Genomic DNA, 24,679 nt, shown 5'->3' with positions numbered 1-24,679 from the left:
TGCTATTAAACAGCGAAGCCACCGCGCACGCGGTGGCTTAATTCCCCTTACTCATACCAGTTGCAAAAAAAAATGCAACTGTAGGCCCGTGATCCAAACCTTGAGCTTCATCAGTCAGTCGATTTTAGATTTTAGATTTTAGATTTTAGATTTTAGATTGAAGAAAGCGACCCCACGAATGAATCCGCGGGTCCGGAACCAAATTGCTTGATTGTCATTGCCAATCTTCAATCGAAAATCGCAAATCGAAAATCGAAAATGGTAGAACCTAGCTCTACCAAAGTCCTCTAACAGGAGCCGGACGGGGAGCCGGAGCCGGAATCGGACGGGGAGCCGGAATCGGAGCAGGAGCCGAACGCGGTACAGGAGCCGGACGCGGTGGCGGTTCTGGAGCCGGACGCGGTGCCGGTGCTGGGGTTGCGGGACGAGCAACCGTTGTGGCTACCACCTTATAATCGGGGATCACCGCGATATTTTGTATCTGAGATCCGGCAACTGTGGCTCTGACTTTCATTCCCGGTACTAAGCCAATAATTCTCAGGACGCATCTTTGAATCCTGAGAGTCCTGTACGGCGCGTTTTCTTCGCGAATAGTTACTACGTCGCCGACAATACTTTTGACAAAACCGACAATGGTTCGAGAGTTGGCTGTTGTGGTGGTCTGCGTTTGGGCTATTTGAGTTGCAGGGTTAGCCATCGCAGGATGTACTGAGACCGCCGAAATTAGCACCGACAGTGTTGCACCTGTCAATAATTTGATGTTCTGAAGACGCATTGAAACCTCACATTAACTGCTATTCAGGGTCGGGTTTGCTTCCGCTGCGCGAAAGTCCCAACCTCTATACCTAATCCAGTTTAATCCCCAGAGTAGGAAATTTATGACAATCTCAAAAAAAGATTATCGAACAAGTATTGAAAGACTAAATTTTACATCATAAGTTCCCGATTTACAACAAGTTCAGCGGTTTGCATCTCTAGAGTGTTGCCGTGATATATTGAGTTTATTCGATCGACCGTAGCAGTTTTTTTCCGCCAACCTAACTGTTGCTGGGGGCAACTCTACCCAAAGACAGATTGTGCTTGCCGGATACAGCAGCGCCATAGTTTGAATACTCGATCCTCAGTCGGCCATGGCTAAAAAATCCAATTAGTCGGAGGTAAAATTTAATCATTTTCTGGCAAGATTTACGCATAAACCGATTTTTCTCACGACATTCTAGTGCGTAACTTTACTGAGCCACTTATAAAAACCTTGTTTTTTTCGTAGTATTATTGTCTAAGCTTTGCGTTGAGTTACAAGTTATCAGTGGTGAAATTTCAACTAAAAACGCTGCAGCGCAGTTGCCGTCAAAAAGCCATCTCAAAATTTTTATAATCGGGTGCGGTTGGCGGATAATTAGATAGGAACTTTGTAGGAACTGCTGGTGAGGATTTTAGCGAACAAAACAATGGTGAACAGCAAATTTTTGTTTAACAAGTTAATTGTACTGAGCTTGAGTGCAGCGGCGCTGTCGGTCGGCATACCGCAGCAGGCGACTGCCCAAGTGGTGGCTAATTCAAGTAATAATGCGATCGCAGCACAGCAGCCCACATCCGAGACAAAATTGCCGAATCTCCCAGCCCCAGAACTGCCGCCTTTGGGAGAACCATTTCGGTATATTCCCCAGGAACCAACGCCTGCGGTAAATCCTATGGAGGAAGTGCGTTTAGTGCTGAAATTGCGAGAACGTCGCGTCTATGTTTACCGACAAAATAAGGTGCAAGCCAGTTTTCCGGTTGCTGTGGGAAAAGGCGGGTGGGAAACTCCTACAGGCAATTTTAAAGTTATTCAAATGATCAAAGATCCAGTTTGGCAAAATCCTTGGACAGGAGAACTTATTCCTGCTGGGCCAGACAATCCTTTAGGGAGTAGGTGGATGGGGTTTTGGACGGATGGCAAGAATGTGATTGGTTTTCATGGTACTCCGAATCCCGAGTCGATCGGGGGGGCGGCTTCTCACGGCTGCGTCAGAATGTTTGATAAAGACGCCCAGGCTTTATTTGAGAAAGTCGCAGTTGGCACACCGGTGATAGTTGAGCATTGATTATTGCCAGGTTGAAGGGCAAAGAAACCGGGTTTTTTCACAAAATCAACCAGAAATCCAGTCGATTTTCCCAATAAACCCGGTTTCTCACCCCCGTGCGGGCAATGAATGCAACCTTAAATAGATTGCTGATATTTTTCCAGCAACTCCGGGATGTAATCGTAGCCATCAACACCGATCGCCGGAATGATATTCGCGCGACTTTTAGCCAAAGATTGTTTAAAAGATTCCGCCCCCATTTGACCCCGCAAAATTGTCAACAAACCAGCCGATTGACGCCACTCAATCGCTCCAATTTGCTCCAAAGTATACATCCCCAAGCTACCCGCAAATATCGCTTTTTCTAGTGAGTTGATTCTGTAATAAGCTTGAGCCAAGTAAGCCAAATTCAGACCTTGCAAATATAAATCCCCTGAGAATTGAGCCGCTTGCCAACCTTTGAGCAAATATTCGATCGCAGCTTCAGCATTTTCCAGGGCAATTTTAGCAATACCGAGACTGCTGGAACAAAAAGCTTGACTTTGGCGATCGCCCAATTTTTCCGATAGCAACAAACCTTGTTCTAAATAACCGATCGCACTCTCGTAAACCTCCGGTTCCACCTCCTCCAACTGCCGCGCTTGAAACACTTCACTGTAACCCAAATTAGCCAGAGCATTTGCCTCCCCTTGTCGCTCTCCCGCTTGTCGTGCCATAATTAAAGCCCGCTGGCTGTAATTAATCGCTTCCTGATAATTTTTTTGAGCAACATAGTTGCGGCTGATGTGATTGAGATTGGCAACTTCGCAAGCTTTGTCTCCTTCGGTACGGGCAATTTCCAGCGCTTGCTTGTGCAGCAAGATCGATCGCTCGTAGGCCCCAGCCGCCTGCATCGAATAACCCAAAAGCGTCAGAATCCGAGCTTTCGCTTGAGTGCCTTCCACTCGCCGCAGCGGTTCGTCTAAATAATCCAAAGTATGTCGCAGGGCTTTACCATCAAACGAAGCAAAAATTCCCCCGTAAAGGGGAAAGTATTCCCGCTGAGAAAAAGCCCGCAAAATTTGCAAAGTTACTTGAAAACAAGCATTGGCTAACTGCTCGCCACTCTTGGTAGAATTATTAAATCCACTCGCTAGCTGACTCCAAATGACCGCAAAAGTAATGTAAGTAGAAATTGAAGCTTTTGTTGACACTTTGGAATCATAAACTTGCTTATCAAACCATGCCGCCAACGCCCGCTGCAAGCACTGCAAGATAATCGCTAATTCCACCAATATGCCTAAATCTAAATTCGATTGCTTGGCTGCGAATTGAACTACCGATTCACCGAGCGCAATAGTATTCAAAAGAGCTTGGGGAAAGGGACTGTTAACTTTTTTTGCCCAAAAAGCCCAAGGCCCATTTTGTTCCGGACTACCGGCAAATCCTAGCTGCTGCGGCTGATAAATCCAGCCCACAAGTTCCGGTTCCAAACGCTGCCAAGATTCTAAACCTTTAGCGATGCCGGCGGTTATTTGCTGCAAATCTTGTTCGGTTTCAGGATTGGCAGTTTGCAGCATTTGTTGGTGCAGAGATTTTGCCAATTGCTGCAATTGAGCGAGAGTCAGCGGATGTTCTTTATTCGGATCGATTACTTGCAATAATGCCAGGAGGCGGGCGTTAGATTCGGCAGTAACAATTTGTTGGATTGAGGATGCAATTGCGCGATCGACGCGGTTATCTTTCTGCCAGCGTTCCCATTCTCCTTGGATAGTTTTGAGAGCTCTGAGGGTGCGATTTGCCTTTGCTTGTTTGATTTCGTCTTTTTCATTTCTGAGTTGATTTTCAGTGGCATCGAGGCGTTCACCGAAACAGCGTTCAAAGATTTCGCCCGTACCAGTGCTAATGTCTTGCACCAGCATTTGATAAACTTGTTCTTTGGAGCGAATTTGACCTTTGAGGGTGATTTCGACAATTTTGTCGATTAGGGCTAGGTAGCGATCGCGCAATGAAGTAGATTCAGGCATAAGTTATTTTTAGTTAATAAATTTTTATCGACAGCGCTTGCAGCTTGCACCATTTCATGCTGCTATTTAATTTTACAACTCCTCTGGATTAATGCCCATTGCTCTGAGGCGATCGGCTAATCGATTTGCTCGCTGACTTTCTGATTCAGCTCGCTGACTTTCTAATTCAGCTCGCTGACTTTCTAATTCGGCTCGCTGACTTTCTAATTCGGCTCGCTGCCTTTCAAACTCCTCTGGAGTCAGAACCCAATCGCCACTAGCATTGTACCAGCGCAGCCACCACCTCGAACAACCTTGATAACAACCTTCCCACAAACCTATACCTAATTCTAATTCCGGTATCCAGAAGCGCGACTCGGTTAAAACTTGTTCGCGGTAACGATTACCAATCAAGCAAAATATTCTCAGTTGATTGTTGTACCGACTAAAAACAAAGTAGTAAGGAATCTGCAAAATCTGTTCGTAAACTCGCCACTTAGTAGGTGGTTTATTTGGTGTTTCTTCTGTAATTCCTAAATCCTCATCTTCAGTTCCCGGTGACAGCAGTTCTACTACTACCAGAGGACTGACATTTTCTTGCCACATCACGTAGCTGAGGCGCAATTCATCACCTCGATAAAATCTCGGAGCCCCCAAGACGACAAACCAATCAGGTCTTTTGTACCAATTGAGATGGTTAGAATCGTAGTAGAGATTGAGGTCTGTCGCTATAAATATTTGTTCTGGCGGATGATTGGCGGGGCGGCAGGTTAGACGCAGCAGTTCGGGTTGAAAGTCGTGGAATTCGTCAGGCAAACCGGGTTCCTCCGGGTCTTCACTGGGTAAATCATACATCGTAGGGAGGACTTTTGTTTGGGAATGCTGCGAATCCGGTACGTACATCGTCATAAGATTACCCAGGCGAGACGGCTTGAGGAGATTGAAGCGGTACGGCAATTGTAATATTATAGCGCGATGTGATTTCTTGCGGCAGAAATTCGGTATCTTTTGCACCTGGGATTTTATCGAGATAGCAATTTTTTACTGCTAACAGAAAGCCTTAGATTGCCACTGGTGAATTTTGGGAGTCTGCCACATTCAAAAAAAATTCCCATTTACTCTAATCTTGACCGTTGATATCTAGCCAATATAGGGCAGCTAAATACTCCGCTAGCGGATCTAAAGCAAAGTTAAGTGGGGCATAAATTACAGCTTTTGTGTGGATAATTATGAGTTTTTATTCTAGATAGTTGAGCCGTAATTCGGCCTTTTCTTCACCCAGAAAACTTCTCGCATTTTGACAGTTGGTAACTGCGGGGCGATAGGTTGGTTTCAGGCATTTCCAGGCTAGGATTTTAGCATCTTTGTGGACGGGTGAATCGCTGAATTTATTCCCGGCTACACTTCTGTCGTCGGCTATTTCGGTTTTAAAGTTTCGTAGATTTTTCGCCACCACAGCCTGGGAGTGGCAGAGGTTCCGAAGAGGAAAAATAAGTAAATTCCCCAGATGTAAGGATTTGTGGGAATTGATTGGATGAATGGGCGATTGCTTTGTGCAGCTTTGAGAGGATTGATGTATATGCGGAGATTTGCGATCGTTGTTTGTGAAAAATTAGCTTTAGGTTCATCCAAAATTTTTAAGGCTGATTCTAGGTTTGCTCCAGCCTGATTTAACTCCGGTGAAGTTAGCGTTTTTGCTTTTTTTTAAAGGTGAAAAGCAATACTTAGCAAGACAGGGGTCGCAGGGCTACGCACATTTGCATCGGAGTGTTGAAGCAGCGGAACTAGCTGCGGCACAACAATTTTAGCTTCTGCACCCATACTTCCCAAAGCAGAGGCTGCACTACTACGCACATTTGCATCGGAGTCTTTCTGCAAGACAATTAGCTGCGGCACAACAGTTTTAGCTTCTGCACCCATACTTCCCAAAAAAGCAGAGGCTGCACTACTACGCACCTTTGCATTGGAGTCTTTCTGCAAGACAATTAGCTGCGACAGTGCAGTTTAAGCTTTTGCACGGATTTTATTCAAAGCAGACGCTGCACTACTACGCACATTTACATGGGAGTCTTTAAGCAGGGAAATTAGCTGTGACTGTGCAGTTTTAGCTTCTGCACCGAAACTTCCCACAGCAGAGGCTGCACTACTACGCACAGTTACATCTGAGTCTTGAAGCAGGGGAATTAGCTGTGGCAGTGCAGTTTTAACTTCTGCACGCATCCTTGCCAAAGCATAGTCTGCACGGCTACGCACCTTTGCATCGGAGTCTTGAAGCAAGAGAATTAGCTGTGGCACAACAGTTTTAGCTTCTGCACCCATAGTTCCCAAAGCATTGGCTGCACGGCTACGCACAGTTGCATCGGAGTCTTTCAGCAACAGAATTAGCTGCGGCACAGCAGTTTTAGCTTCTGCACCCATCCTTCCCAAAGCATAGTCTGCACGGCTACGCACAGTTGCATCGGAGTCTTTCAGCAACAGAATTAGCTGCGGCAGTGTAGTTTTAGCTTCTGCACTAACCGACACATCTGAGTCTTTCAAGGTTTTGATAAGGGCAGGAATAGCAGGGAGACCGATTTGTCTCCGAGCCTCAGCAGCACCCTGGCGGACTGACAAATTCTGAGCCTGCAAAGCTTCCATCAAATCGGGATTCGCTGGTTCACCTATTTTTCCTAACAGCTTAATAGCTGCATCAAGTTCCGTTTCATAGTTACTCTTTAACTTCTCTGTGAGGGAGGGAATCTCTTTGGGATTAGCTGTGGGTTCGTCCCCAATTCCAGCCGCAGCATTGCGAGTCAACAGCAAAGCGGATGTGAAAGATAGAAACGAGAGGGCTATTACGGCAACTAATCTTTGTCGGTAGTGCTTCGTCATGGGCCAGAATCCTTGTGTTTGATGAGCCGTCTCAGCCATTTGAATAATTGTGTATACATTCTCATCAAACTGTTTCAGGACTCCGGGCGATCTAAATTTGTGCTTGTCCGTGGTGAAATCGATCGCCCTAAATACTGCTTAAAAAGCTGCACTTTAAGAACATTCCGCAGTCTAAGGCATAATTAGATATCTTATATTCGTTCTATGATGTGTTTATGATTTCCGATCCCCTTACCCTCTCAACAAGCAATCCTGTTTTAGCAGCCAAAGGATTAACTCGTCGTTTTGGTGGTTTAATTGCTGTAAACAACGTATCTTTTACAGTTGAAAAACACGAAATTTTTGGATTAATCGGCCCTAACGGCGCGGGCAAGACAACTCTATTTAATGTAATGACTGGACTGATACCTGCTTCTAGCGGAAACCTGATTTATCAAAACGAAAATATTTCTAAACTGCGACCTTATCAAATTGCCAATAAAGGTATTGCCAGAACTTTTCAAAATATTCGCTTGTTTGGGGAACTTTCTGCTTTGGAAAATGTGGCGATCGCCCGACACATCCACAGTCGATCGGGCAATCCAGTTTTATCACTGCTAGCGGGCATATTTGCGTTGCCAGCGTCTAACGCAATGGAGCGCCAAACCCAGCGGAAAGCCTTAGAATTGTTGGATTTAGTCGGATTGGGCGATCGCGCGGGCGAACAAGCCAAAAACTTGCCCTACGGCGACCAGAGGCGCTTAGAAATTGCCCGTGCTTTAGCCCTAGAACCGCAAATATTGCTGTTAGATGAACCAGCAGCGGGGATGAATCCCAATGAAAAGCACAAATTAAGCGAATTTATCCGAGAAGTGCGCCAACAATTCAATTTAACTGTAATATTGATCGAGCATCATGTACCGCTAGTTATGGGATTGTGCGATCGAATTGCCGTCTTGCATTTCGGTCAGCTTATTGCTTTGGGAGAACCTGCTGTTGTGAGGAATGACCCGGCGGTAATTGAGGCTTATTTGGGAGATGAAACGTAGAAAGTGTAAATGTTTCCCTGCTCGGGCGAGGAACGACTAAAATTAATAGTTAGCCTTAAATGAATCTTCCAGTCCTCTTAAGAGGACTTCAGCTATGAGCCAGGGGTTTCAACCCCGGGCGGACTGCTGGAAGAGAGACAGTTTTGTTATCAAGAATTAAGTCACACAAAATGCAACATAGCCCACCCAAAACCACTCAAAACATCCTCTTAGAACTCAAGAATCTTTGTGTGAATTACGCAGGCATTCAAGCCCTGCGAAATATTAATTTAACCGTCAATGCGGGGGAGGTTGTCAGTCTCATCGGCGCTAATGGTGCGGGCAAAAGTACCACACTCAGGGCTATTTCCAAAATAGTTAATATACACCAAGGACAAATTATTTATACCGGGCGCGACATTAGCCGCCGCCAAGCTCACGAAGTTGTGAAATTGGGAATCGCCCACAGTCCAGAAGGGCGGCGGGTTTTGGCGCAGCAAACGGTGTTAACTAACTTGGAATTGGGGGCCTATATTCGATCGGACTCGGCGGCCGTAAAAGCCGATTTAGAGCGCCAATTTGAGATATTTCCACGCTTAGCAGAAAGGCGCCGCCAGCTAGCAGGAACCCTCAGCGGTGGGGAACAGCAAATGCTGGCGATCGCCCGTGCGCTGATGTCGCGCCCGAAACTGCTATTATTAGACGAACCCAGTTTAGGCTTAGCACCCGCGATCGTCAAAGAAATTTTTGTAATTATTCAAAACCTCCGCTCCACAGGCGTTACAATCCTGTTAGTGGAGCAAAACGCCAATTTAGCACTGCAAATTGCCGATCGGGGTTACGTGCTAGAGGCTGGTAATATTACTCTCACAGGTATTGGAACGGATTTGCTAAACGACGAGCGAGTCAGGAGCGCATATTTAGGTTGACTTGGTTAATTTTTGGAATCTTGACCGCTTTCTTTGAAGCCGTCAAAGACGTTTTTGGCAAACAAAACCTCAAAAAAAGTGACGAATATGTCGTCGCTTGGTCTCTCTCCTTTTTTTCAGTCATCTGTTTGCTTCCCTGGGTATTATATACAGGAATTCCGCCATTAAACTCTCAATTTTGGCTCGCCCTATTAATCGGAGGTAGCATCAACGCTGTCACAGCCCTCCTCTACATCAAAGCCATCAAACTATCAGATTTATCCCTGACACTACCGATGGTAGCTTTGACACCATTATTCATGTTGGTAACTTCACCGTTAATTGTCGGTGAATATCCCAAATTTTTTGATTATATTGGCATTTTACTAATCGTAGCCGGCTCTTATTTATTAAATATCAAAGAGAAATCTAAAGGATATTTAGCCCCATTCAAAGCACTGCTGGATGAACCAGGACCCAAGTTGATGTTAATCGTCGCAGTACTATGGAGTATTGCCGCAAATTTTGACAAAATAGGAGTTACAAATTCCCACCCTATTTTTTGGGTATTCTCTTTGTTTGGTACCATGAGTGTTTTGCTACTGCCAGTTTTATTGCACAAAACCCCAAATCCAGGGCGACAAATTTTCAAACAATTACCAATGCTAGCGGGTATGGGGTTTATCAATGCTATTGGAATAATTTTTCAAATGCAAGCTTTGACATTAGCTTTCGTAGTGCAAGTGATCGCGATTAAGCGTACTAGCGTGTTAATGGGTGTATTGTTCGGTCATTTCCTTTTTAAGGAAAAAGATATTCAACAAAGATTCTTAGGGGCCGGGATTATGATTTTGGGAGTTTTATTTATCAGTTTATAGGTTGAGATTTCGGAGACTTTGACGCTGGTTCTCTCCCCGAATATAGGGGCGGTGCCCCCGTGATCGCCTTCTCTCGGTTGGGTGGGGAGGTCTGGGTTGGAAACACGCCCTCGCCTCTATTGATGTATAAGTCATGTTATACTCAAGGCGATCGCACTTTCTCTCACTATTTATTAAAATAAAAAAAATTAATGCACAAAATCGCCGCCACACCCGGAGGTTGGAACCCTCAATCAGAAGGAGTAATTTTTATACAGCAAACCCCAGCACCAATAGTATTTATTAGTGCTGCTGACACCGACATTCAAACTCTCGCAGCCGCTGCATCCAAAATGCCGGCAGCATTCCCCAAAGTGCGCGCAGTAAACCTGCTTCAGTTGCAGCAACAACTAACAATTGATACTTATGCCGAGGAAGTTTTAGAACGCGCCGAGGTCATAATCTTAAGACTTTTAGGAGGGCGTTCTTATTGGTCTTACGGGTTAGAAATTCTGCGGGAAACTGTGCAGAAAACTAAGGCATCACTGATTGTAATGCCGGGAGAAGACAGTCCCGATCCAGATTTAATCAGCCATTCAAATGTATCGCTATCAGCAGTCAATAAACTGTGGCGCTACTTTACAGAAGGCGGAGTCCAAAACTTTGTTAACGCCCTCAAATTTGCCGCCGATACTTGCCTGAAAACTGCTTACAATCCACCCCTACCTCAAACAGTCTCCCGCGTCGGAATTTACGATTGGAAAAAGCCAATTGACTCATCGTCATATTGCGGACACGGAGACATTACTTCTAAATCTAAAGTCGGAATTTTATTTTATCGCGCTCATTATTTATCAGGAAACTTAGCACCAATTGAGGCGCTTTGTCAAGCTCTATCTGAGCGAAACTTAGTACCAGTTCCCGTCTTTGTGTCTTCTCTGCGGGAACCTGATTTGCAAATTGAATTGCTGGAGTATTTTCAACCTAAAGAATCCGAACCAATTCAATTATTGCTCAACACCACAAGCTTTGCAGTCTCCGGTTTCAACAGTCAAGAACCCGAACAAAACAGCTTAAAATCCTTAGACGTTCCCGTATTGCAAGCAATCTTCAGCGGTGGCGGTTTGGAACAGTGGGCAACGGAACTTCAGGGACTTTCGCCCCGCGATGTGGCGATGAATGTAGCATTGCCGGAAGTAGACGGAAAAATCATTACTAGGGCTGTTTCTTTTAAAGCCGTACAGACTTGGAACAGCGAATTAGAAACAGATGTAGTGGGTTATGTCGCTGCGGGCGATCGCATTCAATTTGTAGCAGATTTAACCGCGAATTGGGTGAAGATGAAACAAACCCCAACCGCCAACAGACGCATCGCCATAATTCTAGCAAATTACCCCACTCGCAACGCCCGCTTAGCCAACGGCGTCGGCTTAGATACGCCCGCTAGCTGTGTCGAAATCCTCAAAGCTATGCAGCAAGCTGGCTATCAAATTGAAAGCATCCCCGCTAGCGGCAACGAGTTAATTGAACTTTTGACTTCGGGCGTAACAAATGACCCGGAAGGATGCGAATTGCGGCCTGTTCATCAATCTTTGGATTTGGCAGAATATGAAGAATATTTTGCTAGTTTGCCGCAGGAAGTGCAAGATGGGATTTGTAAAAGATGGGGGCTTCCCGGAAGCTATGCACAAGATTTTATAAGTAACAATACGTCTTTTCCGATTCCGGGGATTCAGTTCGGTAATGTATTTGTAGGAATACAACCCTCGCGGGGATATGAACTTGACCCCGCATTAAATTATCACGCCCCCGACTTAGAACCCACTCACAATTATCTAGCTTACTATTATTGGTTGCGAGAAAAGTTGGGAATTGACGCTATAATTCATGCTGGAAAACACGGCAATTTAGAATGGCTTCCCGGTAAAAGTATAGCATTGTCTAACAAATGTTATCCAGAAGTGGCATTAGGCGCGATGCCGAATTTTTATCCCTTCATTGTCAACGATCCGGGGGAAGGTTCCCAAGCAAAAAGACGATCGCAAGCTGTGATTATCGACCACCTGACACCGCCGATGACTCGCGCAGAACTCTACGGGCCTTTGCAGCAGTTGGAAACCTTAATCGACGAGTATTGCGAAGCCCAAAGTTTAGATCCGTCCAGATTGCCCATGATTCGCGATCGCATTCTCGCCCTCACAAACAAAGAAAACTTAGATAAAGACTTAGGAATACAACTAAATAAATCGGAATTTACAGAATTTATCACCCGCACAGACGGCTATCTTTGCGAACTCAAAGAATCCCAAATCCGCGACGGATTGCACATTTTCGGGCAGTGTCCCGAAGGTAGACAGTTGAGAGATTTGATAATTGCGATCGCCCGCCATCCCACCAACGGGCGATCGGGCTTAACCCGCGCCCTAGCAGAAGACTCAGGCTACGATTTAGACCCCTTAACCTGCGATCCAACGTCGATAATTCAGCACCGCACAGCAGGCGATTTAGTAGAAGAACTCGAAGAAAAAGCCGCTGAATTAGTAGATAATTTAATAGAAAACATCCGCGTTCATCCGCGTACATTTGCGGTTAAAAATTTCCAAATAGGACAAGCAACTCAACAAGAATTATACTGGATAAATAACTATCTTTTACCTTCACTCCTCCAAACAGACCAAGAAATTACCAACCTTTTGCGCGGACTAGATGGCCGGCACATACCAAGCGGCGCATCCGGCGCGCCCACTCGCGGCAGACCAGATGTATTGCCCACAGGTCGAAATTTTTACTCAGTAGATATCCGCGCCATTCCCACAGAAACGGCCTGGAGAGTTGGCAGAGTTGCTGCTGAAACTTTAATCGAAAGATACACCCAAGAAAACGGCGAATATCCGAAAACTTTGGGTTTGTCAGTGTGGGGAACATCCACCATGCGGACGGGGGGAGACGATATCGCCGAAGCCTTGGCGCTGATAGGAGTTCAACCAGTTTGGGATGGCCCTTCGCGCCGGGTTGTAGATTTTGAAATCTTGCCAGTTTCTGTTTTAGGGAGGCCGCGCGTTGATGTTACTTTGCGAATTTCTGGCTTTTTCCGCGATGCTTTTTTTAATTTAATTGATTTGTTTGATAGTGCGGTAAAAGCTGTGGCAGATTTAGAGGAATCGGCAGAAGACAACCCTTTAGCAGCACAAGTTCAAGCAGAGATTCAGTATTGGGAATCGACAGGTTTGAGTCAGGAAGAGGCGCAAGGGCGATCGCAATTTCGAGTGTTTGGCTCAAAACCAGGTGCTTACGGCGCAGGACTTCAAGGCATAATTGAAGCTCAAAACTGGACAGATGACAGCGATTTAGCAAAAGCTTACATTAATTGGAGCAGTTACGCCTATACCTCCTCTAGTTCCTCAAATTTGCCGGGAGATGTAGCAGGAGTTAAACAGAGTGAATGGGGATGTTCTGCACCCGAAGCATTTGAAAAACGCCTGGGCCAAATGCAAATAGTTCTCCAAAACCAAGACAACCGTGAACACGACATCCTCGACTCCGACGATTATTATCAATTCCAAGGCGGAATGACGGCCGCAATTCGCAATTTGCAAGGCAAAAATCCTGAAACCTATTTCGGAGATAACTCGATTCCTGAAAATCCGAAAGTGCGGCAACTGAGAGAAGAAATTGCGCGGGTTTATCGCAGTAGGGCTGTGAATCCCAAATGGATAGAAGGTGCGATGCGACATGGTTATAAAGGTGCTTTTGAAATTGCAGCAACTGTTGATTTTTTGTTTGCTTACGATGCAACGGCAAATTGTGTAGAGGATTTTATGTATGAAGGAATCGCAGAGGCTTACATTTTTGATGAGAAAGTGCAAGCATTTATTCAAGAAAACAATCCTTGGGCACTGCGAGATATGGCGGAAAGATTACTAGAAGCTCGTCAGCGGGGGTTGTGGGATAGTGCTAACCAGGATACATTGGATAAATTGAGGTCGATCGCCCTGCAAGCCGAAGCAGTCATCGAATCCCATACATAAATACTCAATTAACGTCACGATCGCGGCGGCAGACGAATGGGCAGTTTGCGGTAATATCTAGTAATATTTTGCCCCCGGTGAAAGCTGTATGATTCGCCGCTACATTGATAGCCTCAGTACCAGCATCTTAAAACGTACCTGCGCGGCTGCAGCCGTGCTCGCGCTAACAGTCGGATCTTCCCCCCCCAAGCCGCCCAACACCGCAGCGGCATCGGGTTCGAGCCAATCAGCCGTCTTAGCGCAGTTCCCAACGTCTCTGTTAGCTAGAAACGCCAACCAAACCAAAAAATCCCTCAGCGTTTCTTCATGCACCCAAAACGATGGCTTCACGGAGGCAGTTAACTTTGCCACCCAAGCTTCTAATTTGGCTCAATCAGCCAATTCAAAACAAGACTGGGACGAAGTAGCCGCCCTGTGGGTGCAAGCCGTCGCTTGGATGCAAGCCGTTCCCCCAGGCAGTCCCAAACGGGCGTTTGCTGAGAAAAAAGTAATCGAGTACATGAAAAACCTCGTTTATTCCCAACAGCAAGCGGGCGCAACCCGATCGCAAGCCAGTACAGTCAGCTTCAGCAGCGATTTGCTCGACGAAAAGTTAGAACTGTACTTATCCTACGTTGCTGCTGTCGGCCCGCCAGACGTTTTGATCGTCGGCAGTTCCCGGGCATTGCAGGGCGTAGATCCCCAACAGCTAAAACAATCTTTGGCCGAAAGGGGCAGTCCGGGCTTAAAAGTATTTAACTTTTCAGTCAACGGCGCAACTGCACAAGTAGTTGACTTTCAACTGCGGCGGCTTTTGAAGCCGGATCATTTGCCTCAAATGATTGTCTGGGCGGATGGTGTGCGCGGATTTAACAGCGGCCGGGACGATCGCACTTTTAATTCGATCGTGGATTCTGAAGGCAGCCAACTTTTAGCCGCAGGCGTTCGCCCCGAACTGCCGTCGGATGAACCGAATGTGATTCCGCTGTGTTACAGATTCCCGCAGCCCTGCGCTAACAACACTTTCCGCAGAGCACAGGCATCGGTCGATCGACCTTTAAGCGGGCAAGACGCGCACTCCACAATCAAATTCCTGTCTCGTGGAACGGGCATCTTGCCCGTTGCCTCAAATGCAGCAAGATATGATTTAAAACCGATCGCAGCGGATGCAGCAACCCAAAAAGCACAATTGATTCCAGTTTCCCGGCGGACAAGAGTAGCCATCAGACAAGTCAGCGAATTGGCAGATTCGATCGACTCCAACGGATTCATGGCTATGTCGGACACTTACAATCCCAACACTTATTATCGAGAACGCGCTTACGTTTCAGGCCAGTACGATCGCGACTACGAAGACTTCAACCTCGGAGGCAAACAAGCAACAGCTTTTAATTCCGTTGTAGCATTTACCAAAGCTCGCAAAATACCCCTGATTTTCGTCAATTTGCCCCTCACCGACGACTACTTAGACGGGACTCGCCTGTGGGCAGAACAGCAGTTTCGGCAGCGAATGCAGCAACTCTCGCAGCAAAAAGGTTTCGCTTTCCGCGACTTGTCGCAGCGGTGGCCTGGTCGCAACGACTATTTTTTTGACCCCAGCCACCTCAACCGCTTTGGGGCGATCGCCGTTTCTCGCCTACTCGCGGCCGATTCCAGCATTATCTGGCCGCGGCCCAAATCCAGGCGCAGCGACGGGTGAAGGAAGAAGGAAGAAGGAAGAAGGAAGAAGGAAGAAGGAAGAAGGAAGAAGGAAGAAGGAAGAAGGAAGAAGGAAGATGTGGAAATGCAGTCATAATATTTCTTATTCCCGGCTTTCTCCTTACCAGGCAGATCCTGGTAATGCAGATCCACAGGCTCTGCCTCGCAATGCTCAAAAATAGTTTAAAATCTAACCTGATGTCCAAAACGAATTTGTGCGATCGAACATTTTAAGATACTTCACTCAGCCTAAAATCTAACAATCAAAAATCCAAAATCGATAGATTGTGAACTCATTCTAAAATCTAACAATCGAAAATCCAAAATCTAAAATCTAAAATCGATAGGTTGTGCAACTAAAACAAGTAATTATCGCCCACAAAGCCAGAGATACCCTCAGCCAGCGTTGGGCAGAACAGTGTGCCCGCCAATTAGAAAGTCGCGGGTGTCACGTTTTAATGGGGCCGAGTGGCCCGAAAGATAACCCGTATCCCGTGTTTTTAGCTTCTAGTAACAACCCAATTGATTTAGCGGTAGTGCTCGGCGGCGACGGTACGGCCCTAGCTGCCGCGCGGAATTTGGCTGCTGACGGCATCCCGATTTTGGCAGCGAATGTGGGCGGACATCTGGGTTTTTTAAGCGAGTCTTTTGAGGATTTCCAAAATACTGAGGATATTTGGGACAGACTTTCGGAAGACAGGTATGCCGTACAGAAGCGGATGATGTTGCAGGCGGCGATTTTTGAGGGAAACAGAACTAATCTTGAACCGGAAAGCGATCGCTTTTTGGCACTCAATGAAATGTGTGTCAAACCTGCTTCAGCCGATCGAATGCCGAGCTGTATTCTAGAAATGGAAGTTGACGGCGAAGTAGTCGATCAATATCAAGGCGATGGTTTAATTGTGGCAACTCCGACAGGTTCGACTTGCTACACCGCATCTGCCAACGGGCCGATTATTCACCCCGGCATGGATGCGATCGCAGTTACTCCGATTTGCCCTTTGAGTTTATCCAGTCGGGCGATCGTCCTGCCGCCCGGTTCAGTCGTCAGCATTTGGCCTTTAGCAGATTACGAACTCAGTACCAAACTCTGGACAGACGGCGTTTTGGGGACGGCTATTTGGCCGGGACAGCGCGTAGACGTGCGGAGGGCAGACTGCGAAGCCAAGTTTATCATTTTGCGCGAAAACTATTCTTATTACGGCACTTTGAGGGAAAAACTTCACTGGGCAGGAGCGAGAATTCGGTACAGCAACAATCACCGCAATTAATCCGAATCATCCACCATGAAACTGCATTAATCCGTGGGGCCCGTAAGCGTGAAAAAACCAACAATCATACAAAAACGGCCCTCAGCCAACGCATAATCTCTGTACTTTGTTAAGATCGCTCAATATCTTGACAAACAGCCTGATCTATGCAGATTTTCCACAAATCACCCCGACCTTTCAACCCTCAAGATACATATCCCTGTCCCGTGTGCCGCACCGGTCAAATTTCCACCATGCCGATGATGGACGCCCTAGCTTGCAACTTCTGCCAGCACATTTATACCGCAAGCGTTCAAAGACAATCGCTCCAAATGGCCGATCGCCAACCGCCCGTAACTTGGCACTGGAACGGCAAAAAGTGGATAGGATCCCACCTCGAAGGCGTAGAATTCGGATGGCCCTACTTGGCAGTCGCTCTTGGTCTAATTTTCCTTCCCACTACTTTGCTGGGACTTTCAGCTTACTATTTTCCCCCGGTTCCCGGCAGCCGGTTGTCGTGGCTGCCCGCCACTTGGGCAGGCTTAGCTTTTTTGTCCCATTTAGGCATTGTGCTGTGGTTGGTAGGTGAATTTTATCAATTCCCGCTGCTCACTTACTTGAGAGCTTGGGGACGCAGGATTCGCCGGCGCTAAGGCTTGGGGCAAAAAACTGCTGGTAAACAGGTTATCAAAAACTTGGGTCTAAAACCCCACTTGATGGGGGACAACCAACTTGAAAATCTGTGCAGGCGATCGTTTAAACTGAGATCTTGCACCATTCTCAATTAGCCCTTGCATTTTGTGCCAAAATGTGAAACAAAGGGCGTATAAACAATTAGGTAGGTCAATGTTAACCATCGCCCGCCGTGGTCGATCGCCCGCCGTGGCAGATCTTTAAAGATCTCAAATGGGTTCTATACAAACGAAGGTCTACCTCCTGCGGCTGCAATTCGCTATATATTATTGGGATTAGCGTGAAAATCCCTGTGGTGAGGAAGCCGATGATGGGTGCAGATTATTCAGTGGTGATACCGATTTTTAATGAAGAAGAAACTCTTGGGGAGTTATGGAAACGATTGCACAACGTTCTGGGGCAATTAGAAGGGTCTAGCGAGGTCATCTTTATCAACGATGGCAGCAAAGATTCTTCCCTAGAAATTTTAATCGAGCTGCACCAAAAATATCCGGAAATTAAGATAATAAATTTATCGCGAAACTTTGGTCATCAGTGTGCTTTATCGGCAGGAATTGACCAGGCAAACGGCAACGCAGTTGTCCTGATGGATGGAGATTTACAAGACTCTCCGGAAGCCATTTTAAACTTTGTAGAAAAATGGCAAGAAGGATACGATGTGGTCTATGCCATTAGGCAAAAAAGAAAGGAAAAATGGCTGAAACGATGGGCTTTTAAGGTATTTTATTGGAGTCAAAATAGGTTATCGGGAATTCCAGTTGCTTTAGATGCGGGCATTTTTTCCTTAATGGATCTAAAAGTGATTTTGGCGCTTCGCAGTATGCCAGAACGCAATAAATATATCAGCGGTTTAAGAGCGTTTGCCGGGTTTAAACAAACAGGAATTGTGGTCGAACGGGGACCGCGATATAAAGGTGAACCAAGAGTGACGTTGTTGAAGTTAATCAAGCTTGCTTTTGATGGAATATTTTCATTTTCCACCATTCCATTGAGAATTTCGATTTTCTTGGGCTTGACTTTTGCGAGCGCATCTTTTATCATTGGCCTCGTTGGACTGTATTATAAGTTTGTTTTGCGGCAAGAGTTGCTATCTTGGGATCACGGTTTAACGACCACTTTCTTTTTAGGTGGCATTCAGTTGGTGTCTTTAGGCATCATCGGTGAATACATCGGTCGGATTTATGATGAGGTCAAACAACGTCCTTACTACATAATCAGAGAAAAAATTGGGTTTGAAGAATAAAGTAATTATAACTTACCCATGAAACTTTCAAACTGGCGTGCAAATATTTGGCAAATTCTCGCGTTTGGGCTGGCAATTATTCCCGCTGGTTTGACGGGAATTCTAATTTTAAAATACAGCGTTAACGTTCCCAATTGGGATGAATGGTTTATGGCTGAGATGTTTGAGAAAATCTCTGCCGGGTCTTTGACGTTTCAAGACTTAATTTCTCAGCATAACGAAAGTCGGAAATTATTTCCCCGAATTTTGTTTATCGGGTTAGCTTACCTCACAGGTTGGGATGTCAGATATCAGATGTTGGTGTCGTTTATCCTTGCCTGTTTTATCTCGTTCAGTCTGTACCGTTTAAGTCGGCTGACCGTTGGGGGAAGTTCGACCAAATTGATTTTACTCGCTTTTCTGGCGAATTTACTTATCTTTTCACCCAGTCAGCAAGAAAATTGGTTGTGGGGGATTCAAGTTGTTGTTTTCGTGCCGATTACTTGTATCGTTGCGTGTATTTTAGTCGCTTACTCAAATTTAAGTCTCAGAACTCAGGTTTTAATTGGCATTATTTTATCAACCGTGGCGACTTTTTCCTATGCGAATGGGCTGCTATGCTGGGTAATCGTTTTTCCAGTGTTTGCCCTCGCTAAGTTCCAAAATTGGAAAGATTTAATGAGGGAGAAATGGTTAATTGGCGCGGGGCTAGTTGGATTTGTTTCTAATGTAGTTGTTTACTTTTATAACTACAACAAGCCACCTGCTACTCCTAGCTTTGCAGAGGGAGTTTTGCATCCAGTGAAAGCACTGAACTACTTTTTCGCGTTCTTGGGTGCGCCGTTGGCTGGAGGTAGCTTAACCATGGCCACAATTGTGGGTATAATTTTAGTTGGAATTTTGATAATTTGTTGTGTTTATATAGGAAAATTTAGAGAGCAAAAAAATCTCATCAATCGTACATTAGGTTGGTTAGCGATCGCCGGATATACCATTATCAGCGCTGCGATTACAGCCTCCGGTCGCGTTGGGTTTGGTGTAAAACAATCTCTCTCTTCTAGATATGCAACGTTTGCGGTTTATTTAGCGATTCCTCTGATTTACTTAATAACCATTGTTTGGGAGGACGCCGCAGCGAGAGGACTTTTAACGCGGCATAATCTAATGTTAAACCGAGTGCTGTCATCGGTGCTAACCCTCTTTATATTGTTGCATGGAATCGCGATTGACTATGGCATCGGGCAGATGGGCGAAAGCCAGGTTGGTCGTAACCGAGGAAAAACTTGTTTAACGTTCGTCAACGTCGTGAATACAGATAATTGCTTGATATGGCTGTGGAACGATCCCGAGAAACCAGAACAAGCTAAAATATTGAACATTATCAAAGCAAGAGCAAACATCTTGAACCGCATGGGATTTTTACAGCCTAAATTAGCAACCAGTAACAAAATAGAAGTGATTAAAGGCCAGAGAGTAGCGAAATTAGATTATGGCTGGTTGGATAGCATGGCACCTGTGGGTAAAGATATGTACGCGGTGAAAGGATGGGCTATTTTGCCGGAAAAAGTCAAGCCAGCAGATGGAGTAATTTTGACCTACGAAAATCAACACGGCGAATCAATTATATTTGCGATCGCTTCGGTGGAATTCAAAAGAAGAGATATTGCTAAAGTGTTAGGAAACGAAGCCTACTCCAAGTCAGGTTGGGAAAAAGTTATCTTGGCTAATCAAATTCCCCCAAAAGCGGGAAAAATAAAAGCTTGGGCCTTAGATGCCGATACGGGGAAAGCCTTCAAGTTAAAAGGTAATTTTACATTAATTCAGTAAGCAGAGACAACCAACAACCCTTCCCCGTTTTGGTTGAAACTGCATCACTCTCTTTCCTTGGGGCAATTGGATGTCGATCGCCCGTGGCTGAGTCGATCGCCCGTGGCTGAGTCAATCTCATACCAGTTTTCTAAAGATCCGATAGAGATCGAGGACGACAAGACATTGTAAATATCCACGTTTTCCTGTTGCAAAAGTCTGTCATAACTTTAAAAAAGTGGTATCACATGAAGGGCCATCGTCAAAATATCTCAAATGGGTTCTATAATTGACCTGGGCTGTCCGCGTATCCCAACGCGAAATCTTCGATTTGGCGGGAGGACTTCTAGCCGCCCAGACCCCCAACAGTTAAACAGTCAGATGCAGACGCATTGCGATTTGTGAGGAGACGAATGAACATACTTGGAATCTCGGCGTACTATCACGACAGCGCCGCAGCCTTAATTCGCGACGGAGAAATTATAGCGGCAGCGCAGGAAGAAAGATTTTCCCGCAAAAAACACGACGCCAGATTTCCCAAGAATGCGATCGCTTATTGCCTGAAAGAAGCAAACATAGATTTGCGGGAACTCGATCGAATAGTCTTTTACGACAAACCTTTAGTCAAATTCGAGCGCCTTCTCGAAACCTATTTAGCCTACGCGCCCCAAGGTTTTCGCTCTTTCCTAACAGCCATGCCGATATGGCTCAAAGAAAAGCTTTACCTCAAAACCATGCTCAAAAGAGATCTCGCAGAAATAGGAAACTGCAAAACGAATAAACTGCCATCTCTGCTATTTACCGAACACCACCAATCCCACGCAGCATCGGCATTTTTCCCCAGCCCGTTTCAAAAAGCAGCCGTTTTGTGCCTCGACGGCGTGGGCGAGTGGGCAACAACCTCGGTTTGGTTGGGAGACGGGAACGAACTTACACCTCAGTGGGAAATCGATTTTCCCCACTCCTTGGGTTTGCTTTATTCAGCTTTCACCTACTACACCGGCTTCAAAGTCAACTCTGGTGAATACAAACTCATGGGTTTAGCTCCCTACGGCGAACCCAAGTATGTAGACAAAATTCTCAACTATTTAATCGACCTCAAAGATGACGGAACTTTCCGTTTGAACATGGATTATTTCAACTATACTGTTGGCTTAACCATGACCAACAAGAAGTTTGACGAACTGTTTGAAGGGCCGCCGCGTCAAGCTGAAGGAAAATTGACTCAGCGGGAAATGGACATTGCCGCTTCCATTCAAGTTGTTACCGAAGAAGTGGTTTTGCGGCTTTGCAGAACAGTTAAAAAAGAATTGGATGTCGATTATCTTTGTCTTGCCGGCGGCGTTGCTCTCAACTGCGTTGCTAACGGCCGAATTTTGCGGGAAGGTATTTTCAAAGATATTTGGATTCAGCCGGCGGCGGGAGACGCGGGCGGTGCTTTGGGCGCGGCTTTGGCGATTTGGTATCAGTATTGCGAACAAACTCGCATTGTTCCTGACGATCGACTCCTAGCAAACGATCTTAAAGAGCAGAGGACTTCCGCAATTACTACAAACGAGGAAGAGAGGACTTCCGTCGTTACTAAAAACCAAGCGATGGCAACTGTGGCGAAGTCTGTTGCTCATTTAACTTGTCACGACCAAATGCGGGGTTCTTATTTGGGGCCGAGGTTTACTGACGCAGAGATTCTCGAATATTTGGATGCTGTCCAAGCCAGCTATCACCGATTGGACGATGCCGAATTAATGCCACAGTTGGCGGAAATTTTGGAACAGGGAAATGTGGTGGGATGGTTCCAAGGGCGGATGGAATTTGGGCCGCGGGCTCTGGGCGGTCGATCGATCATTGGCGATCCCCGCAGTGCTAAAATGCAATCCGTGATGAACCTGAAAATTAAATATCGGGAATCATTTCGACCTTTTGCGCCGTCAATCTTAGCCGAACGAGTTGCGGATTATTTCGAGATTGACCATTCCAGCCCTTATATGCTATTAGTAGCACCTGTCAAAGCCAGTCTCCGCATTCCGATGACTCCCGAACAAGAGCAGTTGTTTGGCATTGAAAAGCTCAACATTCCGCGCTCAGAAATTCCGGCTGTCACCCACGTCGATTACTCGGCTCGCATCCAAACTGTTCACAAAGAAACCAATCCTCGGTACTATGACTTAATCAGCCATTTTGAAAAGCGATCGGGCTGTTCGATTGTCGTAAATACTTCTTTCAACGTGCGAGGCGAACCCATTGTTTGCACTCCCGAGGATGCTTACCGCTGTTTCATGCGAACCGAAATGGACTATCTGGTTTTGGAAAATTACTTGCTTCCCAAGTCCGAACAAATTCCTTGGAAACAAGATGATGCTTGGAAAAATGAATTTGAACTAGATTAGTTATTAATTAGTTGTTATTGGTTATTAGAAAAGTGCGAATAACCAATAACAACTAACTAATAGCAAATAACGAATAACCAATTCCCCATTCCCCATTTCTAATGAGCGACGAAATTAAAAAACTCGATAAAAAAGGCCTGCGCGATTTCGGGCTGCTAATTGGCGGGCTGATTGCAGTGCTGTTCGGGTTAGTACCTTTACTGAGGAAACATTCTATACCTTGGTTGCCCTTTTGGCTGCCTTGGGCAATCGGCGGAGTATTAATTGTGTTAGCATTAGTTGCGCCGAAATCGCTGAATCCTGTTTATCACGGGTGGATGCGCTTTGGACTTATCCTCCACAAAATCCAAACGCCGATCGTCCTAGGGATAGTTTTTTACCTGATAATTTGGCCGATGGGAGTGCTCAAAAACATTTTCGGCGAAGATACAATGCGGCGCAAACTCAATCCGAAAATGGATACTTACCGCATCCCAAGTAAAGCAAGAACAAAAATTAGTATGGAGCGTCCTTTCTAAGTGTTTGAATCAACATTAGACTTTATCAAAGATTTGTGGGCGTTTATGAGAGAACGCCAAAAGTATTGGCTGCTGCCGTTAATTGTGACTTTAGTTTTTTTGGGAGCTTTGATTGTATTGAGTCACGGTTCTGTGATTGCTCCGTTTATTTACACCTTATTTTGACAAAATGAGCAAGTTGAAAAATTTGGGTGCCAATTTGGGTTTGGCACTCAGCGGTTTATTGATGGGGGTGATAATTGGTGAAGTTGGATTGCGGGTGGCGGGGATTAAAGGCTATCCAAAAATAGGAGATTTTGGAGAGTCGGCACCGACTCGTTTCCACACTTCCGATCCGGATTTGGGCTGGAAGCTCAAACCGGGTGTGTCGGGGGATTGGAAAGAGGAAGGTGCGAGTTTTGTGCAGGTGAATAGCGAGGGTTTGCGCGATCGTGAACACACAAAAGCAAAACCTCCAAATACTTTGCGGGTGGCCGTTTTGGGGGATTCTTTCACCGAAGCAATTCACGTACCTGTCGAACAAACTTTCTGGTCTAAATTAGAACGAAAATTGGGAAATTGCGAGGCTGTAAAAGGGCGAAAAAATGTTGAGGTAATTAATTTCGGGGTGCAGGGTTACGGCACAGCTCAAGAATTAGTTATGCTGCGAAAAAAGGTGTGGGATTATAATCCAGATATTGTAGTGCTTGCCTTTTTTACGGGCAACGATATCATCAACAATTCGCCCAAATTGGAATATGACCTTTACCGACCATTTTTTGTGTATGATGCTAGCGGTAAGTTAGTACCAGATATGTCTTTTCGCAATCGGGCGCCGATCGAGCGCAACGAAAGAGCAGTTTCCTTTGTTGACAGGCTACCAACGTGGCTTGTCAACAATTCCCGGATTTTGCAGGTTGTGAAAAAAGCCGATATAGAGATGAAAAAGCGGCAGTTGTCTGAGGATTTTACGGCTTTGAGTACCAAAAATCTCAAGCCTCCAGAGGATGCAGTTTGGGAAAATGCTTGGAGGGTGACTGAGGGTTCGATCGTGACGCTGCGGAATGAAGTAGTGCAGAAAAATGCTGATTTCTTGCTGGTAGTTATTGGCGATCCGATCCAAGTCGATCGCGATCCGGCGAAGCGGAAAAAGTTTATGCAGGAAAACAATATTCAGAATTTGTTTTATCCTGACCGGAGGCTGGAAAAGTTGGGCAATCGCGAGGGTTTTCGCGTATTAACTTTAGCCGAACAGTTCCAAAGTTATGCTGAAAAATATCAAGTTTGCGCCCACGGTTTTGACAATTCTGTACCCTGCGGCGCCCACTGGAACGAACTCGGACACCGACTGGCTAGTATCAAAATCAGCCAAAATTTGTGCCAACAATTGAAGCAGTCTCAACTGCCACAGCGTTAACCGTAATTCGT

22 protein-coding genes are annotated in these 24,679 nt (G+C 45.7%); 15 read left to right on the top strand and 7 right to left on the bottom strand.

Annotation, left to right across the window (positions count from 1 at the left end; translation table 11 throughout):
• Positions 1 to 274 precede the first annotated feature (274 nt).
• Entirely contained in the window at positions 275 to 775 is a 501-nt protein-coding gene (locus QT996_RS04495) for an autotransporter (protein ID WP_333044855.1), read from the bottom strand.
• Between the two features lie 673 nt (positions 776 to 1,448).
• Here QT996_RS04495 and QT996_RS04490 point away from each other — a divergent pair.
• Complete coding sequence (locus QT996_RS04490; RefSeq protein ID WP_333044853.1) at positions 1,449 to 2,084, top strand: L,D-transpeptidase; 636 nt, start codon at positions 1,449 to 1,451, stop codon at positions 2,082 to 2,084.
• Positions 2,085 to 2,200: 116 nt separating this feature from the next.
• On the opposite strand, the gene QT996_RS04485 is transcribed toward QT996_RS04490, so the two are convergent.
• From QT996_RS04485 to QT996_RS04465, 6 genes are all read right to left on the bottom strand, one after another.
• Positions 2,201 to 4,069 (bottom strand): tetratricopeptide repeat protein, encoded by a 1,869-nt coding sequence (locus QT996_RS04485; RefSeq protein WP_333044852.1) that lies wholly within the window; start codon positions 4,067 to 4,069, stop codon positions 2,201 to 2,203.
• Between the two features lie 72 nt (positions 4,070 to 4,141).
• Entirely contained in the window at positions 4,142 to 4,957 is an 816-nt protein-coding gene (locus QT996_RS04480; RefSeq protein WP_333044851.1) for a Uma2 family endonuclease, read from the bottom strand.
• Between the two features lie 4 nt (positions 4,958 to 4,961).
• Positions 4,962 to 5,102, bottom strand: a complete 141-nt coding sequence (locus QT996_RS28580; protein WP_445304539.1) for a hypothetical protein — start codon at positions 5,100 to 5,102, stop codon at positions 4,962 to 4,964.
• A 183-nt stretch (positions 5,103 to 5,285) separates the two neighbouring features.
• Entirely contained in the window at positions 5,286 to 5,501 is a 216-nt protein-coding gene (locus tag QT996_RS04475; protein WP_333044849.1) for a hypothetical protein, read from the bottom strand.
• 251 nt (positions 5,502 to 5,752) lie between these two features.
• The gene (locus QT996_RS04470; protein ID WP_333044846.1) at positions 5,753 to 6,028 is read right to left on the bottom strand and encodes a HEAT repeat domain-containing protein; all 276 of its coding nucleotides are present in this window, start codon (positions 6,026 to 6,028) and stop codon (positions 5,753 to 5,755) included.
• Between the two features lie 24 nt (positions 6,029 to 6,052).
• Entirely contained in the window at positions 6,053 to 6,919 is an 867-nt protein-coding gene (locus QT996_RS04465; protein ID WP_333044844.1) for a HEAT repeat domain-containing protein, read from the bottom strand.
• Positions 6,920 to 7,134: 215 nt separating this feature from the next.
• Here QT996_RS04465 and QT996_RS04460 point away from each other — a divergent pair, with 215 nt between their 5' ends.
• From QT996_RS04460 to QT996_RS04395, 14 genes are all read left to right on the top strand, one after another.
• Positions 7,135 to 7,947, top strand: a complete 813-nt coding sequence (locus QT996_RS04460; protein WP_333044841.1) for an ABC transporter ATP-binding protein — start codon at positions 7,135 to 7,137, stop codon at positions 7,945 to 7,947.
• Between the two features lie 170 nt (positions 7,948 to 8,117).
• Positions 8,118 to 8,855, top strand: a complete 738-nt coding sequence (locus tag QT996_RS04455; protein WP_333044839.1) for an ABC transporter ATP-binding protein — start codon at positions 8,118 to 8,120, stop codon at positions 8,853 to 8,855.
• Positions 8,852 to 9,712 carry an EamA family transporter gene (locus QT996_RS04450; protein ID WP_333044837.1) on the top strand — a complete coding sequence of 287 codons (861 nt, stop codon included), beginning with the start codon at positions 8,852 to 8,854 and terminating at the stop codon, positions 9,710 to 9,712. The genes QT996_RS04455 and QT996_RS04450 overlap by 4 nt, the downstream gene beginning before the upstream one ends.
• 191 nt (positions 9,713 to 9,903) lie before the next feature.
• Entirely contained in the window at positions 9,904 to 13,719 is a 3,816-nt protein-coding gene (gene cobN, locus QT996_RS04445; protein ID WP_333044834.1) for a cobaltochelatase subunit CobN, read from the top strand.
• Between the two features lie 88 nt (positions 13,720 to 13,807).
• Complete coding sequence (locus QT996_RS04440) at positions 13,808 to 15,397, top strand: hypothetical protein (RefSeq protein WP_333044832.1); 1,590 nt, start codon at positions 13,808 to 13,810, stop codon at positions 15,395 to 15,397.
• Positions 15,394 to 15,630 carry a hypothetical protein gene (locus QT996_RS04435; protein WP_333044830.1) on the top strand — a complete coding sequence of 79 codons (237 nt, stop codon included), beginning with the start codon at positions 15,394 to 15,396 and terminating at the stop codon, positions 15,628 to 15,630. Before QT996_RS04440 ends, QT996_RS04435 begins: the two co-directional genes overlap by 4 nt.
• Before the next feature lie 116 nt (positions 15,631 to 15,746).
• A complete protein-coding gene (locus tag QT996_RS04430) occupies positions 15,747 to 16,667 on the top strand; it encodes an NAD(+) kinase (RefSeq protein WP_333044827.1) in 921 nt (306 codons plus the stop codon).
• A 146-nt stretch (positions 16,668 to 16,813) separates the two neighbouring features.
• Complete coding sequence (locus QT996_RS04425; RefSeq protein ID WP_333044825.1) at positions 16,814 to 17,299, top strand: hypothetical protein; 486 nt, start codon at positions 16,814 to 16,816, stop codon at positions 17,297 to 17,299.
• A gap of 347 nt (positions 17,300 to 17,646) precedes the next feature.
• Positions 17,647 to 18,582: a glycosyltransferase family 2 protein gene (locus QT996_RS04420; RefSeq protein WP_333044823.1), complete on the top strand. Its 936-nt coding sequence runs from the start codon at positions 17,647 to 17,649 to the stop codon at positions 18,580 to 18,582.
• Positions 18,583 to 18,600: 18 nt separating this feature from the next.
• The gene (locus tag QT996_RS04415; protein ID WP_333044821.1) at positions 18,601 to 20,388 is read left to right on the top strand and encodes a hypothetical protein; all 1,788 of its coding nucleotides are present in this window, start codon (positions 18,601 to 18,603) and stop codon (positions 20,386 to 20,388) included.
• A 392-nt stretch (positions 20,389 to 20,780) separates the two neighbouring features.
• Positions 20,781 to 22,754 carry a carbamoyltransferase gene (locus QT996_RS04410; RefSeq protein ID WP_333044819.1) on the top strand — a complete coding sequence of 658 codons (1,974 nt, stop codon included), beginning with the start codon at positions 20,781 to 20,783 and terminating at the stop codon, positions 22,752 to 22,754.
• Between the two features lie 101 nt (positions 22,755 to 22,855).
• A complete protein-coding gene (locus tag QT996_RS04405) occupies positions 22,856 to 23,272 on the top strand; it encodes an SxtJ family membrane protein (RefSeq protein WP_333044817.1) in 417 nt (138 codons plus the stop codon).
• On the top strand, positions 23,273 to 23,437 hold the full coding sequence (locus tag QT996_RS04400) for a DUF5989 family protein (protein ID WP_333044816.1): 165 nt from the start codon (positions 23,273 to 23,275) through the stop codon (positions 23,435 to 23,437). It begins immediately after the preceding gene.
• A 4-nt stretch (positions 23,438 to 23,441) separates the two neighbouring features.
• On the top strand, positions 23,442 to 24,668 hold the full coding sequence (locus QT996_RS04395) for an SGNH/GDSL hydrolase family protein (RefSeq protein WP_333044815.1): 1,227 nt from the start codon (positions 23,442 to 23,444) through the stop codon (positions 24,666 to 24,668).
• Positions 24,669 to 24,679 lie beyond the last annotated feature (11 nt).

It is taken from the genome of Microcoleus sp. S13C4 (genome assembly GCF_036700865.1).
Lineage (GTDB): Bacteria > Cyanobacteriota > Cyanobacteriia > Cyanobacteriales > Microcoleaceae > Microcoleus.
This window is presented reverse-complemented; position numbering and strand designations above follow the sequence as displayed.